This window comes from Neobacillus pocheonensis, from assembly GCF_050477905.1.
In the GTDB taxonomy this organism is placed as follows: Bacteria; Bacillota; Bacilli; order Bacillales; family Cytobacillaceae; genus Neobacillus; species Neobacillus pocheonensis_A.
The window spans coordinates 12,580-28,428 of the sequence record NZ_JBCNAD010000026.1; the positions used below are offsets into that span (position 1 = coordinate 12,580).

Here is a 15,849-nt window from a genome sequence, read left to right on the forward strand (position 1 = left end):
TTTCAGGGGCCCATAGGTCCCCAAAACCTTTTACTTGATAAAACCTTTATAGTGACGTTTAACTAGTTGTGCTTCAAGCTGTTTCATCGTTTCAAGTGCAACACCGACAACGATAAGTAAGCTTGTTCCGCCGATTTGAGCCGTTTGCGGTAAGTTTGCTATTTTTATAAAAATAACAGGAAGTACTGCAATGACCGATAAGAAGATCGCACCAACAAAAGTTAAACGATATAATACGCGTGTTAAGTATTCTTGCGTGCTCTTACCAGGACGGATTCCCGGAATATAGCCGCTTTGCTTTTGTAAGTTTTCCGCTGCTTGTTCAGGGTTAACTTGAATAAAGGCATAGAAATAAGTAAACGCGATAATCAAAGCTGCATAAAGAGTCATCCCAATTGGATGAGAATAGTCGAATACTTTTGTAATCCAAAGCGTTACATCATTAGTTGGAAAGAATGAAGCAACTGTTCTTGGTGTTACAATGAATGAAACTGCAAAGATAACAGGAATAACGCCGGCTGCGTTAACTTTTAACGGCATGTGAGTGGATTGGCCACCTACAGGATTGCGTCCTGCTACAACGCGTTTCGCATATTGAATTGGAATTTTACGTGTTGCTTGTTGGATGAAAATAACCCCAACAACAATTGCGATAACAGCCAATACAATTAACGCTACGGTAACAATACGTAGGAACAATGCTTCTCCTGCGTTTTCAAACTGTTGAACATAAATCTGATTAGCAGTATTAGGAATAGCAGCAACAATTCCCGCGAAGATAATGATGGAAATACCATTTCCAACACCTTTGGAAGTAATTTGCTCACCTAACCACATTAAGAAAGATGTACCAGCAGTTAATGTAACAGCAATCAGAAGATAGGTTCCAATTCCAGGATTTTCGATCAATTGGCCACTGGCTAAGTTATTAAAGCCATATGACATACCTAATGCTTGGATAAATCCAAGCACAACAGTGAAATAGCGTGTGAATTGAGCAATCTTACGACGCCCTGATTCCCCTTGCTTGGACCATTCCGTAAACTTCGGAACGACATCCATTTGTAAAAGCTGAATAATAATCGAAGCAGTGATATACGGCATGATACCCATTGCAAAGATGGAGAATTGTTTCAACGCTCCACCGCCAAAGGTATTTAAGATACCGAATACACTTAGCTTATCTTGATTAGCAAGAACTTCAGCATTTACATTCGGTACAGGAATAAATGTACCTAGTCGAAATACGACTAACATTAAAAGGGTGAAAATAATCTTCTTTCTTATCTCACCCACGCGCATAAAATTGGAGATTGTCTGGAACATTAGATCACCTCAGTAGTTCCACCAGCAGCTTCGATCGCTTCCTTAGCGGCAGAGGAGAATTTGTGAGCTTTAACAGTCAACTTTTTCTCAACGTTCCCTTTAGCAAGAACTTTAATTCCTGCTTTTTCGTTACTTACAACGCCTGATTCGATAAGAAGTTCTGGAGTAACTTCTGTACCTTCTTCAAAGCGGTTTAAAGAATCAAGATTCACGATTGCGTATTCTTTACGGCTGATGTTTGTGAATCCGCGTTTTGGTAAACGACGGAATAAAGGTGTTTGACCACCCTCAAAACCAACACGTACACCGCCGCCAGAACGGGCGTTTTGACCTTTATGACCTTTACCTGCAGTCTTACCTTGGCCAGAACCGATACCACGACCTAAACGTTTACGCTCTTGACGAGAACCTTCGGCAGGTTTTAATTCATGAAGTTTCATATTGGCACCTCCTTATGAAAGAAAACAATTAATTATTGTTCTTTTACTGTTACAAGGTGAGCAACTTTATTGATCATACCGCGAATCGCAGCGTTATCTTGATGCTCAACTGTTTGATTTAATTTACGTAAACCTAGCGCTGTAACTGTTGCACGTTGGTCCTCAGGGCGACCAATTACGCTGCGGTTGAGGGTAATTAATAGTTTCGCCATTTGAATTCCCCCCTTATCCTAACAGTTCTTCTACTGATTTACCACGTAATTTCGCTACGTCTTCAGCACGTTTTAATTGTTTTAAACCATCAACTGTAGCACGTACCATATTAATTGGAGTGTTTGTGCCTAATGATTTAGAAAGGATATCAGCTACCCCAGCTAATTCAAGAACCGCACGAACTGGACCACCAGCGATAACTCCTGTACCTTCAGAAGCAGGTTTTAGAAGAATTTCACCAGCACCAAAACGTCCAATTACTTGGTGAGGAACAGTAGTTCCAACCATTGGTACTTCCACTAAGTTTTTCTTTGCATCTTCGATTGCTTTACGAATTGCATCAGGTACTTCTTGAGCTTTACCAGTACCGAAGCCGACATGACCGTTTTTGTCTCCCACTACGACAAGTGCAGAGAAACGGAAACGACGTCCACCTTTAACAACCTTCGCAACACGGTTAACCGTAACTACGCGTTCTTCTAGTTCAAGTTTGTTTGGATCAATACGACGCATCTTTAAGTGTCCCTCCTTTGTCTATTAAAATTGTAGGCCGTTTTCACGGGCAGCATCAGCTAATGCTTGAATACGTCCATGGTATAGGTATCCTCCACGGTCAAATACAACAGCAGAGATCCCTTTTTCTACCGCACGTTTAGCGACTAATTCACCGACCGCTTTTGCAGCATCAACGTTGCTAGTAGATTCAAGACTAAAGTCTTTTTCTTTTGTAGAAGCACTTGCTAAAGTAACTCCATTCATGTCATCGATAATTTGAGCATAAATGTGTTTATTAGAACGAAACACATTTAGACGTGGACGAGCAGAAGTTCCGCTAAGTTTCGCACGAACACGAGCATGTCTTTTCTTGCGAGTAGCGTTTTTATCTTGCTTCGTAATCATTTACGTCACTCCTTTCGTTTACCTATGCGGCATTACTTACCAGTTTTACCTTCTTTACGACGAACAAACTCGCCTTCGTAACGGATTCCTTTGCCTTTATACGGCTCTGGAGGACGAACTCCGCGAATATTGGCTGCTAATGCACCAACACGTTCTTTATCAGTACCTTTAACAATAATCTTTGTGTTAGCAGGTACTTCGATTTCTAAACCTGTTTCAGGTTCGATTTCAACTGGATGAGAGTAACCAACGTTTAGTACAAGCTTAGTACCTTGCTTTTGCGCACGGTAACCAACCCCGATTAATTCTAGACCTCTTTCAAAGCCCTTGGAAACACCTTCAACCATGTTCGCGATCACCGCACGAGTAGTTCCGTGCAATGCGCGGTGTTCTTTCACATCAGAAGGACGAGTAATTGTTACAACGTTCTCTTCAACATTGATTGTAATATCAGGATTAAAAGTACGAGAAAGTTCGCCTTTTGGTCCTTTTACAGTAACAGTGCTGTTGTTCACAGTAACTGTTACACCTGCTGGGATTTCAATAGGTTTTTTTCCTACGCGAGACATTTAGTGCACCTCCATTCATTCAAAAACTCGATTACCAAACGTATGCTAAAACTTCTCCGCCGATTTGTTTTGCACGAGCTTCTTTATCTGTAATAACACCTTGTGAAGTAGAAACTAGAGCGATACCAAGACCGTTAAGAACACGTGGTACCTCAGTAGATTTTGCGTAAACACGAAGTCCAGGCTTGCTTATGCGCTTAAGACCAGTAATTACACGCTCATTACCTGTACCGTATTTTAAGAAGATACGGATGATACCTTGTTTATTGTCTTCGATAAATTCAACGTCACGTACGAAACCTTCACGCTTTAAAATTTCAGCGATTTCTTTTTTCATATTAGAAGCAGGCACTTCTAACTTTTCGTGACGCACCATGTTCGCATTACGAATGCGAGTAAGCATATCTGCAATTGGATCTGTCATGACCATTATTTTTACCTCCTTCCACAACTCTGCTGTTTACCAGCTAGCTTTTTTAACACCAGGAATTTGTCCTTTGTATGCTAATTCACGGAAACAAATACGGCAAAGCTTAAATTTACGATATACAGAGTGTGGACGGCCGCAACGTTCACAGCGTGTGTACTCTTGTACTGCATATTTAGGCGTGCGTTTTTGTTTCGCAATCATTGACTTCTTAGCCACGTTTTCGCCTCCCTTATTTAGCGATTACTTTTGGAATGGCATTCCAAATTGAGTTAAAAGTTCACGAGATTCTTCATCAGTGTTAGCAGTCGTTACGATAACGATATCCATACCACGAACTTTGCTTACTTTATCGTAATCAATTTCAGGGAAGATTAATTGTTCTTTAATACCCAAAGTATAGTTACCGCGACCGTCGAAAGCTTTCTTAGAAACACCACGGAAGTCACGTACACGAGGTAAAGAAACAGAAACTAATTTATCCAAGAATTCGTACATGCGCTCACCGCGAAGAGTAACCTTTGCGCCGATTGGCATACCTTCACGTAGACGGAAGCCAGCAATAGATTTTTTCGCACGAGTAATAAGTGGTTTTTGTCCAGTGATGGTTGCTAATTCTTCAACAGCATTATCAAGTGCTTTTGCATTTGCAACAGCGTCACCAACACCCATATTTACAACGATTTTTTCAATTTTAGGAACTTCCATAATTGATTTATAGTTGAACTTGCTCATTAGAGCAGGAGTAACTTCTTTAACAAACTTTTCTTTTAGGCGGTTCATGTGAGTACCTCCCTTCTTAATTTAAACTATTTATCTAAAACTTCACCGGATTTTGCTACGCGTACTTTTTTGCCATCAACCGTAGTGTAACCTACACGAGTCGGGTTACCTGATTTAGGATCGATAGGCATTACGTTTGATACATGAATTGGAGCCTCAAAACTGATGATGCCGCCTTGTGGATTCACTTGAGAAGGCTTAGAGTGTTTTTTAACAACGTTCACACCTTCTACCAATACACGGCTATCTTTAGGATAAGCAGCCAGGATTACACCTGTTTTACCTTTATCCTTACCAGAGATGACTCTTACTTTGTCACCTTTTTTTACATGCATCTGTTCGCACCTCCTTAAAGGCAATTGAATTTAAATTATAATACTTCTGGAGCTAGAGAAACGATTTTCATAAAGTTGTTATCGCGAAGTTCGCGGGCAACTGGTCCGAAGATACGTGTTCCACGTGGGCTCTTATCATCTTTGATGATTACACATGCGTTTTCATCGAAACGAATGTAAGATCCATCAGGACGGCGAGCACCGCTTTTCGTACGAACGATAACAGCCTTAACAACATCACCTTTTTTAACAACGCCACCAGGTGTTGCTTGTTTTACTGTACAAACGATCACATCACCAATACCAGCAGTTTTACGACCAGAGCCACCAAGAACTTTAATCGTTAGTACTTCACGAGCACCAGAGTTGTCAGCAACTTTTAAACGTGATTCTTGTTGAATCATGTGTGTAACCTCCCTTCGGATTGAAGCTTATCCGAACATTTAAATAATAACGGCTTTTTCTACTACTTCGACTAAACGGAAGCGTTTAGTAGCTGAAAGTGGGCGAGTTTCCATGATACGAACTACATCGCCAGTTTTTGCCTGGTTTTGCTCATCATGAGCTTTATACTTTTTAGAGTACTTAACGCGTTTACCATATAAAGGATGCTTTTTGTATGTTTCAACAAGAACAGTAACGGTTTTATCCATCTTGTCAGAAACCACGCGTCCTGTGTAAACTTTGCGTTGGTTACGTTCACTCATCTGTGAACCTCCTCTCTAGTTTTACTTGTTTACGCTGATTTCTCTTTCACGAACAACAGTTTTCATACGAGCAATCGCTTTACGTACTTCACGAATGCGAGCAGTGTTTTCTAGTTGTCCTGTCGCCAATTGAAAGCGTAGGTTGAAAAGCTCTTCTTTAAGAGATTTTACTTTTTGTTCAATTTCAGCAGTGGTAAGGTCACGAAGTTCATTAGCTTTCATTTGATTCACCACCAATTTCTTCTCGTTTTACAAACTTACATTTTACTGGAAGTTTGTGCATTGCAAGACGTAGTGCTTCACGTGCGATTTCTTCAGAAACACCAGCAATTTCAAACATGATTTTTCCAGGCTTTACAACAGCTACCCATCCTTCAGGTGAACCTTTACCGGAACCCATCCGAACTTCTAGAGGCTTAGCAGTGTAAGGCTTATGTGGGAATATTTTAATCCAAACTTTACCGCCACGTTTCATGTAACGTGTCATGGCAATACGGGCTGCTTCGATTTGACGATTTGTAATCCAAGAAGCTTCCATAGCTTGTAGGCCGAATTCACCAAAAGTTACTTCAGTTCCGCCTTTTGCGTTACCACGCATTTTACCACGGTGTTGACGGCGATATTTTACGCGTTTTGGCAATAACATGATTATTTGCCTCCTTCCGCATTTTTCTTCTTAGTAGGAAGGACTTCTCCCTTATAGATCCATACTTTAACGCCTAGCTTACCATAAGTGGTATCTGCTTCAGCAGTAGCATAGTCGATATCTGCACGAAGTGTATGAAGAGGTACAGTTCCTTCGCTGTAGTGTTCAGCACGAGCGATATCTGCACCGCCAAGACGACCAGATACTTGTGTTTTGATACCTTTCGCACCAGCGCGCATAGCACGTTGAATAGCTTGCTTTTGTGCACGACGGAAAGATACACGGTTTTCTAATTGACGAGCAATGTTTTCAGCAACTAGTTTCGCATCAAGATCAGCTCTCTTGATTTCAAGGATATTGATGTGAACTCGTTTGCCAGTAAGTTGATTTAATGCTTTACGAAGTGCTTCAACTTCTGTACCGCCTTTACCGATTACCATACCAGGCTTAGCTGTATGAATCGTTACGTTAACACGGTTAGCAGCACGTTCGATTTCTACTTTAGAAACAGAAGCATCTTTTAAACGTTTCGTGATATACTCACGAACTTTAAGGTCTTCGTGTAAAAGATCAGCGAAGTCTTTACCTGCGTACCACTTAGATTCCCAATCACGGATGATTCCGATACGCAAACCGACTGGATTTACTTTTTGACCCACAGCTTATCCCTCCTTCTTTTCTGTTAATACGATTGTAATGTGGCATGTGCGTTTGTTAATTTGGCTAGCACGGCCCATTGCGCGAGGACGGAAACGTTTTAAGGTTGGTCCTTCGTCAACGAATGCTTGAGTAACAACTAGACTGTTAACGTCCATTTCATAGTTGTGCTCAGCGTTTGCCATAGCGGATTTTAATACTTTTTCCACGATTGGAGAAGCAGCCTTAGGAGTGAGATTTAAAATCGCCACAGCTTCACCAACTTGCTTTCCTCGGATTAAATCAACGACTAAACGTGCTTTACGAGGAGCAATACGAACTGTTCTTGCAACAGCTTTAGCTTGCATTTGGATGCCCTCCTCTCTTAACGTCTTGTTTTCTTATCATCATTACCATGGCCTTTGTAAGCACGAGTTGGAGCAAATTCTCCAAGTTTGTGACCTACCATGTCTTCAGTTACATATACAGGCACATGTTTGCGACCATCATAAACTGCGATTGTGTGGCCGATAAATTGTGGGAAAATCGTAGAACGGCGAGACCAAGTTTTAACAACTTGCTTGCTCTCAGTTTCATTTAATTTTTCGACCTTAACCATTAAATGATCATCAACGAATGGTCCTTTTTTTAAGCTGCGACCCATGAAGGTACCTCCCTTCGTGACTGTTCTACGGTTCTATCTTTGAACCGTAGTAAAGTCCCGTTATTTTTTACGACGACGTACGATAAATTTATCTGATTTGTTTTTCTTCTTACGAGTTTTGTATCCAAGAGTTGGTTTACCCCATGGAGACATTGGTGATTTACGTCCGATTGGTGAGCGTCCTTCACCACCACCGTGTGGGTGATCGTTAGGGTTCATTACAGATCCACGAACAGTTGGGCGTTTGCCTAACCAACGAGAACGACCTGCTTTACCAATTTTAATAAGTTCATGTTGTTCGTTACCAACTTGACCAATAGTTGCACGGCACTCAGCAAGAATCATACGAACTTCGCCTGAATTCAAACGAACTAAAACGTATTTTCCTTCTTTACCTAGAACTTGTGCACTTGTTCCAGCAGAACGAACTAATTGACCGCCTTTACCAGGCTTTAATTCGATGTTGTGTACTACTGTACCAACAGGGATGTTAGCTAATGGTAGAGCGTTACCTACTTTAATATCTGCCTCAGGGCCAGACATTACTTCATTGCCAACTTGTAGATTTTTAGGAGCTAAGATATAACGCTTTTCTCCATCCACATAGTTGATTAATGCTATATTTGCAGAACGGTTTGGATCATACTCGATAGTGGCAACGCGTCCTGGAATGCCATCTTTGTTACGTTTAAAATCAATTAAACGATATTGACGCTTATGGCCGCCACCTTGATGACGAACAGTTAACTTACCTTGGTTATTACGGCCGCCTTTTCTTGTTAATGGAGCTAATAAAGACTTTTCTGGAGTGCTAGTTGTGATTTCAGCGAAATCAGAGCTAGTCATTCCGCGACGACCATTGGAGGTAGGTTTGTACTTTTTAATCGCCATTTTATTTCCCTCCTCTTCTCGTTAGATTTTAGCTTTCAAAGAATTCGATTTCTTTGCTGTCAGCTGTTAGTTTTACAATTGCTTTACGACGTTTGTTTGTGTAACCGCCGAATTTACCCATACGCTTGAATTTACCTTTATAGTTCATGATGTTTACTTTTTCAATTTCAACGCCAAAGATTTCTTGAATAGCATCTTTAACTTGAGTTTTGTTAGCTTTAACATCAACTTCGAACGTATATTTCTTTTCAGCCATTAGGTCAGTAGAACGCTCAGTGATAACGGGGCGCTTAATGATATCGCGTGCATCCATTATGCAAGCACCTCCTCTACTTTTTCAACCGCTGCTTTAGTCATGATTAATTTATCATGGTTCACAACATCTAATACGTTGATTCCATCAGCTGTTACTACTGTTACACCAGGAATGTTGCGAGCAGAAAGTGCTACATTTTCATCAAGGTCAGCTGTAACAATAAGTGCTTTTTTCTCAACAGAAAGACCGTTTAAAACAGCTTTGAAATCTTTTGTTTTTGGAGTTTCAACGTTTAAGCTTTCTAATACTAAGATGCTTTCTTCTAGAACTTTAGAAGATAATGCAGATTTGATCGCTAAACGACGAACTTTTTTAGGTAATTTATAGCTGTAGCTGCGTGGTGTTGGACCGAATACAGTACCACCTCCGCGCCATTGTGGAGAACGGATTGACCCTTGACGAGCACGGCCAGTTCCTTTTTGACGCCATGGCTTACGGCCACCGCCTGCTACTTCAGAACGAATTTTAGTTTTATGAGTTCCTTGACGTAAAGAAGCTCTTTGCATAACAATCGCTTCAAATAATACGTGTTGGTTAGGCTCAATACCAAAAACTGATTCATTAAGCTCGATATCACCAACTTGTGATCCGTTTTGGTTTAATAATGCTACCTTTGGCATTCCTTTGTTCCTCCTTTCTTAAAAAGTGACTATGCTTTTACCGCACCTTTAATTTTAAGTAATGCTTTTTTAGCTCCTGGAACGTTACCTTTGATTAAAAGTAAGTTACGTTCAGTATCAACCTTTACGATTTCAAGATTTTGAACTGTAACTTGCTCTCCACCCATACGTCCTGGTAATAATTTACCTTTGAATACACGGTTTGGAGCAACTGGTCCCATTGAACCTGGACGACGGTGATAACGAGAACCGTGAGCCATTGGGCCGCGAGATTGTCCGTGGCGCTTGATTACACCTTGGAAACCTTTACCCTTTGAGATTCCTGTTACATCAACAATATCGCCTGCAGCGAAAATATCAACTTTGACTTCTTGACCAACTTCAAGTGCTGCTAAGTCATCTCCGCGGAATTCACGAACGAAGCGCTTAGGAGCAGTATTTGCTTTAGCAACATGGCCTTTTTCTGGTTTGTTAGATAACTTCTCGCGTTTGTCTTCAAATCCAACTTGAACTGAAGTATACCCATCAGTTTCAACAGTCTTCTTTTGAAGTACAACGTTAGCAGCTGCCTCAACAACAGTTACAGGGATTAAGTTGCCGTTCTCTGCAAATACTTGAGTCATACCAATCTTTCTTCCTAAGATTCCTTTGGTCATTTAAGTCACACCTCCTGTAAAATTGTTAATTTATTTTGATTAAAGTTTAATTTCGATATCTACACCAGATGGTAAATCTAAACGCATTAACGCATCAACTGTTTGTGGAGTTGGGTTAACGATGTCGATTAGACGCTTATGTGTCCGCATTTCGAACTGTTCACGAGAATCTTTGTACTTGTGAACTGCACGAAGGATTGTGTAAACAGATTTTTCAGTTGGAAGCGGGATCGGACCTGAAACTGCCGCACCTGAACGTTTTGCTGTTTCTACGATTTTTTCTGCAGATTGATCAAGAATTCTGTGATCATATGCTTTTAAGCGGATACGAATTTTTTGTTTTGCCATTATTTTCCCTCCTTTATTCGCCTATTTTTAAAATAGACATTCTCAGTGAAAATTTCCCACACACTCGCCATGGCAAAGCGGCCGGGTGTGTCAGCAACCTTCCACCTCATCGCAGTCAAAGACCAACATTGTCTATTATACATAAAACATAAAGCAAACGCAACATTAATTACGATTATTTTTTTATGTTTCTGTGCTGAACACTTTTTCTATTATAGCGGCTCAAGATTTTGATTTCAATAGTTAAATTCAATCTCCAGTTTTCTCCTAATTTTATACTCAAAATATTAAATCAATTTGTGTTTATATATAATAGAAGAAACTAATCTATATTAAGACATATAGTTGAGGATCGAACACTTATACAAGCGCTTTGGGACAAATCTAGTGCTCAAACACTTTAAAATGTCCCTTAGACTGGTTCTATGAGACAAAACTGTTCCTCAAACACACGAAAATGTCCCATAGACAGGTTCTATGGGACAAAACTAACACTCCAACTCTTAAAACTGTCCCATAGCCCAGCTAACTAATGTGCAAACAAAAAAAGCAGATGGATCGTCACCCATCTGCTTTTTATATAGGTAATTGATTACTCAGTGATTTCAGTGATTGAACCTGATCCTACTGTACGGCCACCTTCACGAATTGAGAACTTAGTTCCTTCTTCGATCGCAACTGGAGCGATTAGCTCAACAGTCATTTCAATGTGGTCGCCAGGCATAACCATTTCAGTACCTTCTGGAAGGTTACAAATACCAGTGATATCAGAAGTACGGAAATAGAATTGTGGACGGTAGTTAGTGAAGAATGGAGTGTGACGTCCACCTTCTTCTTTTGTTAAAACGTAAACTTGTGCTTTGAACTTTGTGTGTGGAGTGATTGATTTTGGCTTAGCCAAAACTTGTCCACGCTCGATTTCTTCACGAGCAACACCACGAAGAAGAGCACCAATGTTGTCACCAGCTTCAGCAAAATCAAGAAGCTTACGGAACATTTCTACACCTGTTACAGTAGTAGATTTTGGCTCTTCAGTGAAACCTACGATTTCAACTACGTCACCAACTTTAACTACACCACGCTCAACACGTCCTGTAGCAACTGTTCCACGACCTGTGATTGAGAATACATCCTCAACTGGCATCATGAATGGCTTGTCAGTGTCACGAGCTGGAGTTGGAATCCACTCATCAACAGCAGTCATAAGTTCATAGATTTTTTCTTCCCATGAAGCATCGCCTTCTAATGCTTTAAGAGCAGAACCTTTGATTACTGGAGTGTCATCACCAGGGAAGTCGTATTCTGATAAAAGATCACGAATTTCCATTTCAACTAATTCAAGTAATTCTTCGTCGTCAACCATATCACACTTGTTCATGAATACAACAAGGTAAGGTACGCCTACCTGACGAGAAAGAAGGATGTGCTCACGAGTTTGTGGCATTGGACCGTCAGTTGCAGAAACAACTAGGATACCGCCGTCCATTTGCGCAGCACCAGTGATCATGTTTTTAACATAGTCAGCGTGTCCTGGGCAGTCAACGTGTGCATAGTGACGTGCATCAGTTTCATATTCTACGTGTGCAGTAGAGATTGTGATTCCACGTTCTCTTTCTTCAGGAGCACCGTCGATTTGATCGTATGCACGAGCTTCTGCTTTACCAGTTTTTGCAAGAACAGAAGTGATAGCAGCTGTTAAAGTTGTTTTACCGTGGTCAACGTGACCAATTGTTCCAATATTTACGTGTGGCTTTGAACGGTCGAATTTAGCTTTACCCATTAGGAAATCCTCCTTTAATTTAAAAGAAATAATTAAGTATATATGGGTTTATGAAGATAGACGAATCTATCTTCATAGTAACCATAGCTTACAATAGTATTTATACTTGATATAAAGGTAGAAATCAATTATTCACCTTTATTTTTTTTGATGATTTCTTCAGAAACCGACTTTGGTACTTCTTCGTAGTGATCGAAGTGCATAGAGAATACGCCGCGACCTTGTGTACTTGAACGAAGAGCTGTTGCATAACCAAACATTTCTGAAAGTGGAACCATTGAACGAACAACCTGAGCATTACCACGAGCTTCCATACCCTCTACACGTCCACGACGAGCAGTGATTTGTCCCATGATATCACCAAGATATTCTTCAGGGATAACAACTTCAACTCTCATCATAGGTTCAAGGATTACAGGCTGACACTTAGAAGCAGCATTTTTAAGAGCCATTGAAGCGGCAATTTTAAACGCCATTTCAGAGGAGTCAACATCATGGTATGATCCGTCAAATAGTCTTGCTTTAATATCAACTAATGGATATCCAGCAAGAACACCACGTTGCAGAGCATCTTCAAGACCAGCCTGAACTGGAGCGATGTATTCACGAGGAACAACACCACCGACAATACCGTTTTCAAATTCGAATCCTTTTCCTTCTTCGTTAGGTGAGAATTCGATCCAAACGTGACCGTATTGTCCACGACCACCAGATTGACGTGCAAACTTACCTTCTACTTGCGCAGAAGCACGGAAAGTTTCACGGTAAGCAACCTGAGGCGCACCTACATTAGCTTCAACTTTGAATTCACGACGCATACGGTCAACGATGATATCTAGGTGAAGTTCACCCATACCAGCGATGATTACTTGTCCAGTTTCCTGGTCAGTATGTGCACGGAAAGTCGGATCTTCTTCTTGTAGCTTCTGTAGTGCAGTTGTCATCTTATCTTGGTCAGCTTTTGATTTTGGTTCAACAGAAAGTTGAATAACTGGTTCAGGGAATTGCATAGACTCTAGGATAACAGGGTTTTTGTCGTCACATAGAGTATCACCAGTTGTTGTATCTTTCAAACCTACTGCAGCAGCAATGTCACCGGCATAAACCTTAGAGATTTCTTGACGGCTGTTTGCGTGCATTTGCAGGATACGTCCGATACGCTCACGCTTGCCTTTAGTTGAGTTCTGAACATAAGATCCAGATTCTAAAGTACCAGAGTAAACGCGGAAGAACGTTAATTTACCAACATAAGGGTCAGTCATAACTTTGAATGCAAGAGCTGAGAATGGCTCTTCATCGCTTGAATGACGTTCAATTGCTTCTTCTTCATCATCAACAGCATGACCTTTGATTGCAGGTACATCTAATGGAGATGGAAGATAATCAATTACAGCATCCAACATTAACTGAACACCTTTGTTTTTGAATGCAGATCCACAAATTACTGGGTAGAATTCAACGTTAACGGTACCTTTACGAATCCCTGCTTTAAGTTCTTCTTTAGTGATTTCTTCACCACCAAGGTACTTTTCCATTAACTCTTCATCTAGTTCAGCAACTGCTTCAACTAGCTTTTCGCGGTATTCTTCAGCTTGAGCGCGATATTCTTCTGGAATCTCACGTACTTCAATATCAGTACCTAAGTCATTTCCGTAGAATACAGCATTCATTTCCACTAGGTCAATGATTGCTTCAAACTGATCTTCAGCACCGATTGGCAACTGGATAGCATGTGCATTCGCTTGAAGACGGTCGTGAATTGTTCCTACAGAATATAGGAAGTCAGCTCCGATTTTGTCCATCTTGTTTACGAAAACAACACGAGGTACACCGTAAGTTGTTGCTTGGCGCCATACTGTTTCAGTTTGTGGCTCAACGCCTGATTGTGCATCAAGGACAGCTACTGCACCATCAAGTACACGTAGGGAACGTTCAACTTCAACTGTGAAGTCTACGTGTCCTGGAGTGTCGATGATGTTTACGCGGTGGCCTTTCCATTGTGCAGTTGTTGCAGCGGAAGTAATTGTGATTCCGCGCTCTTGTTCCTGCTCCATCCAGTCCATCTGAGATGCACCTTCATGTGTTTCACCGATTTTATGAATCTTACCAGTGTAATAAAGGACACGCTCAGTGGTCGTCGTTTTACCAGCATCAATGTGTGCCATGATACCGATATTACGAGTGTTGTTCAAGGAGAACTCTCTTGCCATTGGGTCTTTCTCCTTCCTAGTATGAAAGTTTTTATATTGAAGGTTAAATTACCAACGATAGTGAGCAAACGCTTTGTTTGCTTCTGCCATTTTGTGTGTATCTTCACGCTTCTTAACAGATGCACCAGTGTTGTTAGCTGCATCCATGATTTCGTTAGCTAAACGCTCTTCCATCGTTTTTTCACCGCGAAGACGTGAATAGTTAACTAACCAGCGAAGACCAAGAGTTGTACGGCGGTCAGGACGCACCTCAACTGGTACTTGGTAGTTCGCACCACCTACACGGCGTGCTCTTACTTCCAATACTGGCATAATGTTTTTCATCGCTGCTTCAAATACTTCCATTGGTTCTTTACCAGAACGCTCACGGATTGTGTTGAATGCAGAGTAAAGAATTTCTTGAGATTTACCTCTTTTACCGTCAATCATCATTTTGTTGATTAGACGAGTTACTAACTTTGAATTATATAACGGATCTGGTAACACGTCTCTCTTTGCTACAGGACCTTTACGTGGCATGTAATTTCCTCCTTTCAACGAAGCTTCTATTTATAAAAGAATTATTTCTTAGCTGCTTTTGGTCTCTTAGTACCATATTTTGAACGGCCTTGCATACGGTTGTTAACACCAGCTGTATCAAGCGCTCCACGTACGATGTGATAACGTACCCCCGGTAAGTCCTTTACACGTCCTCCACGGATAAGAACAACACTGTGCTCTTGAAGGTTGTGGCCGATACCAGGAATGTATGCAGTCACCTCGATACCATTTGTCAAACGTACACGAGCATATTTACGTAACGCTGAGTTTGGTTTCTTTGGTGTCATTGTACCAACACGAGTACATACACCGCGTTTTTGTGGTGAAGATACATTTGTTTGTGATTTCTTGAAGCTGTTGTAACCTTTATTTAGCGCAGGTGATTTTGACTTTTCCTCTTTAGATTGACGAGGCTTGCGCACTAATTGGTTAATAGTAGGCATGAATTTTTCCTCCCTTCATTATTTGTAAGCCCACACATCCAGGTGGTTCATTTTTTTGCAAAAACAAAGTTTTTGCAGACTACTCTATCTACAAAAACAGTTTTTAACGGATAATTGCAACAGCTGCCGCACCCACTTCAATCCCGCATGCTTTTCCGAGTTTTTTCATCGAATCAACATATTGGATCGGAACGTCTAACCCAAGGGCTTCTTCTATAACCTTTGCTGTTACCTTCGGTTCAGCATCGGTTGCGATAAATAGTTCTTGGACTTTTCCTTCCTTAAGTGCTTTCACTGTTTGTTTAGTTCCTATAATGGTCTTTTGTGCCTGTAATACTTTTTCATAAGACATAAAGCCGCATATCCTCCAAAGTATCAGGTGAATAGGAGCACCTTTGA

General features: G+C 40.9%; 27 protein-coding genes. All 27 read right to left on the minus strand.

The window, feature by feature from the left end; translation table 11 throughout:
* Positions 1 to 30: 30 nt before the first annotated feature.
* Complete coding sequence (gene secY / locus ABES02_RS15180) at positions 31 to 1,326, minus strand: preprotein translocase subunit SecY (RefSeq protein ID WP_430136387.1); 1,296 nt, start codon at positions 1,324 to 1,326, stop codon at positions 31 to 33.
* Positions 1,326 to 1,766: a 50S ribosomal protein L15 gene (gene rplO / locus ABES02_RS15185; RefSeq protein WP_430136390.1), complete on the minus strand. Its 441-nt coding sequence runs from the start codon at positions 1,764 to 1,766 to the stop codon at positions 1,326 to 1,328. Before rplO ends, secY begins: the two co-directional genes overlap by 1 nt.
* 32 nt (positions 1,767 to 1,798) lie before the next feature.
* Entirely contained in the window at positions 1,799 to 1,978 is a 180-nt protein-coding gene (gene rpmD, locus ABES02_RS15190) for a 50S ribosomal protein L30 (protein WP_024027891.1), read from the minus strand.
* Between the two features lie 13 nt (positions 1,979 to 1,991).
* Entirely contained in the window at positions 1,992 to 2,492 is a 501-nt protein-coding gene (gene rpsE, locus ABES02_RS15195; protein WP_223595843.1) for a 30S ribosomal protein S5, read from the minus strand.
* 24 nt (positions 2,493 to 2,516) lie between these two features.
* Positions 2,517 to 2,879, minus strand: a complete 363-nt coding sequence (rplR, locus tag ABES02_RS15200; RefSeq protein ID WP_430136393.1) for a 50S ribosomal protein L18 — start codon at positions 2,877 to 2,879, stop codon at positions 2,517 to 2,519.
* A 32-nt stretch (positions 2,880 to 2,911) separates the two neighbouring features.
* The gene (rplF, locus tag ABES02_RS15205; RefSeq protein WP_430136395.1) at positions 2,912 to 3,448 is read right to left on the minus strand and encodes a 50S ribosomal protein L6; all 537 of its coding nucleotides are present in this window, start codon (positions 3,446 to 3,448) and stop codon (positions 2,912 to 2,914) included.
* A gap of 31 nt (positions 3,449 to 3,479) precedes the next feature.
* Complete coding sequence (gene rpsH / locus ABES02_RS15210; protein ID WP_430136398.1) at positions 3,480 to 3,878, minus strand: 30S ribosomal protein S8; 399 nt, start codon at positions 3,876 to 3,878, stop codon at positions 3,480 to 3,482.
* 30 nt (positions 3,879 to 3,908) lie between these two features.
* Complete coding sequence (locus ABES02_RS15215; RefSeq protein WP_034676107.1) at positions 3,909 to 4,094, minus strand: type Z 30S ribosomal protein S14; 186 nt, start codon at positions 4,092 to 4,094, stop codon at positions 3,909 to 3,911.
* Positions 4,095 to 4,118: 24 nt separating this feature from the next.
* Complete coding sequence (rplE, locus tag ABES02_RS15220; protein ID WP_430136400.1) at positions 4,119 to 4,658, minus strand: 50S ribosomal protein L5; 540 nt, start codon at positions 4,656 to 4,658, stop codon at positions 4,119 to 4,121.
* Between the two features lie 26 nt (positions 4,659 to 4,684).
* Positions 4,685 to 4,993 (minus strand): 50S ribosomal protein L24, encoded by a 309-nt coding sequence (gene rplX / locus ABES02_RS15225; RefSeq protein ID WP_430136403.1) that lies wholly within the window; start codon positions 4,991 to 4,993, stop codon positions 4,685 to 4,687.
* A 35-nt stretch (positions 4,994 to 5,028) separates the two neighbouring features.
* Positions 5,029 to 5,397 (minus strand): 50S ribosomal protein L14, encoded by a 369-nt coding sequence (gene rplN / locus ABES02_RS15230; protein ID WP_034676100.1) that lies wholly within the window; start codon positions 5,395 to 5,397, stop codon positions 5,029 to 5,031.
* Between the two features lie 39 nt (positions 5,398 to 5,436).
* A complete protein-coding gene (gene rpsQ / locus ABES02_RS15235) occupies positions 5,437 to 5,700 on the minus strand; it encodes a 30S ribosomal protein S17 (RefSeq protein ID WP_430136406.1) in 264 nt (87 codons plus the stop codon).
* 21 nt (positions 5,701 to 5,721) lie between these two features.
* The gene (gene rpmC / locus ABES02_RS15240) at positions 5,722 to 5,922 is read right to left on the minus strand and encodes a 50S ribosomal protein L29 (protein WP_007085282.1); all 201 of its coding nucleotides are present in this window, start codon (positions 5,920 to 5,922) and stop codon (positions 5,722 to 5,724) included.
* Positions 5,912 to 6,346, minus strand: a complete 435-nt coding sequence (gene rplP / locus ABES02_RS15245) for a 50S ribosomal protein L16 (protein WP_430136408.1) — start codon at positions 6,344 to 6,346, stop codon at positions 5,912 to 5,914. The genes rpmC and rplP overlap by 11 nt, the downstream gene beginning before the upstream one ends.
* A gap of 2 nt (positions 6,347 to 6,348) precedes the next feature.
* Positions 6,349 to 7,005, minus strand: a complete 657-nt coding sequence (gene rpsC / locus ABES02_RS15250; RefSeq protein ID WP_430136411.1) for a 30S ribosomal protein S3 — start codon at positions 7,003 to 7,005, stop codon at positions 6,349 to 6,351.
* 3 nt (positions 7,006 to 7,008) lie between these two features.
* Positions 7,009 to 7,350 carry a 50S ribosomal protein L22 gene (gene rplV / locus ABES02_RS15255; protein ID WP_430136414.1) on the minus strand — a complete coding sequence of 114 codons (342 nt, stop codon included), beginning with the start codon at positions 7,348 to 7,350 and terminating at the stop codon, positions 7,009 to 7,011.
* A gap of 17 nt (positions 7,351 to 7,367) precedes the next feature.
* The gene (rpsS, locus tag ABES02_RS15260; RefSeq protein ID WP_040203241.1) at positions 7,368 to 7,646 is read right to left on the minus strand and encodes a 30S ribosomal protein S19; all 279 of its coding nucleotides are present in this window, start codon (positions 7,644 to 7,646) and stop codon (positions 7,368 to 7,370) included.
* A gap of 60 nt (positions 7,647 to 7,706) precedes the next feature.
* Positions 7,707 to 8,537 (minus strand): 50S ribosomal protein L2, encoded by an 831-nt coding sequence (gene rplB, locus ABES02_RS15265; RefSeq protein ID WP_430136417.1) that lies wholly within the window; start codon positions 8,535 to 8,537, stop codon positions 7,707 to 7,709.
* A 28-nt stretch (positions 8,538 to 8,565) separates the two neighbouring features.
* A complete protein-coding gene (gene rplW / locus ABES02_RS15270; RefSeq protein WP_430136421.1) occupies positions 8,566 to 8,850 on the minus strand; it encodes a 50S ribosomal protein L23 in 285 nt (94 codons plus the stop codon).
* Positions 8,850 to 9,473, minus strand: a complete 624-nt coding sequence (gene rplD, locus ABES02_RS15275; protein WP_430136424.1) for a 50S ribosomal protein L4 — start codon at positions 9,471 to 9,473, stop codon at positions 8,850 to 8,852. The genes rplW and rplD overlap by 1 nt, the downstream gene beginning before the upstream one ends.
* A 29-nt stretch (positions 9,474 to 9,502) precedes the next feature.
* Positions 9,503 to 10,129, minus strand: a complete 627-nt coding sequence (gene rplC, locus ABES02_RS15280; protein WP_430136427.1) for a 50S ribosomal protein L3 — start codon at positions 10,127 to 10,129, stop codon at positions 9,503 to 9,505.
* A gap of 39 nt (positions 10,130 to 10,168) precedes the next feature.
* Complete coding sequence (gene rpsJ, locus ABES02_RS15285; RefSeq protein ID WP_007085291.1) at positions 10,169 to 10,477, minus strand: 30S ribosomal protein S10; 309 nt, start codon at positions 10,475 to 10,477, stop codon at positions 10,169 to 10,171.
* A gap of 592 nt (positions 10,478 to 11,069) precedes the next feature.
* A complete protein-coding gene (gene tuf, locus ABES02_RS15290) occupies positions 11,070 to 12,257 on the minus strand; it encodes an elongation factor Tu (protein ID WP_430136430.1) in 1,188 nt (395 codons plus the stop codon).
* A gap of 128 nt (positions 12,258 to 12,385) precedes the next feature.
* Positions 12,386 to 14,467 (minus strand): elongation factor G, encoded by a 2,082-nt coding sequence (gene fusA, locus ABES02_RS15295; RefSeq protein WP_430136433.1) that lies wholly within the window; start codon positions 14,465 to 14,467, stop codon positions 12,386 to 12,388.
* A gap of 48 nt (positions 14,468 to 14,515) precedes the next feature.
* Positions 14,516 to 14,986, minus strand: coding sequence for a 30S ribosomal protein S7 (gene rpsG, locus ABES02_RS15300; RefSeq protein ID WP_223595871.1), 471 nt, complete (start codon positions 14,984 to 14,986; stop codon positions 14,516 to 14,518).
* A 41-nt stretch (positions 14,987 to 15,027) separates the two neighbouring features.
* Positions 15,028 to 15,450: a 30S ribosomal protein S12 gene (gene rpsL, locus ABES02_RS15305; RefSeq protein WP_026565517.1), complete on the minus strand. Its 423-nt coding sequence runs from the start codon at positions 15,448 to 15,450 to the stop codon at positions 15,028 to 15,030.
* Between the two features lie 103 nt (positions 15,451 to 15,553).
* Positions 15,554 to 15,802: a 50S ribosomal protein L7ae-like protein gene (locus tag ABES02_RS15310; protein WP_430136436.1), complete on the minus strand. Its 249-nt coding sequence runs from the start codon at positions 15,800 to 15,802 to the stop codon at positions 15,554 to 15,556.
* Between the last annotated feature and the right edge of the window lie 47 nt (positions 15,803 to 15,849).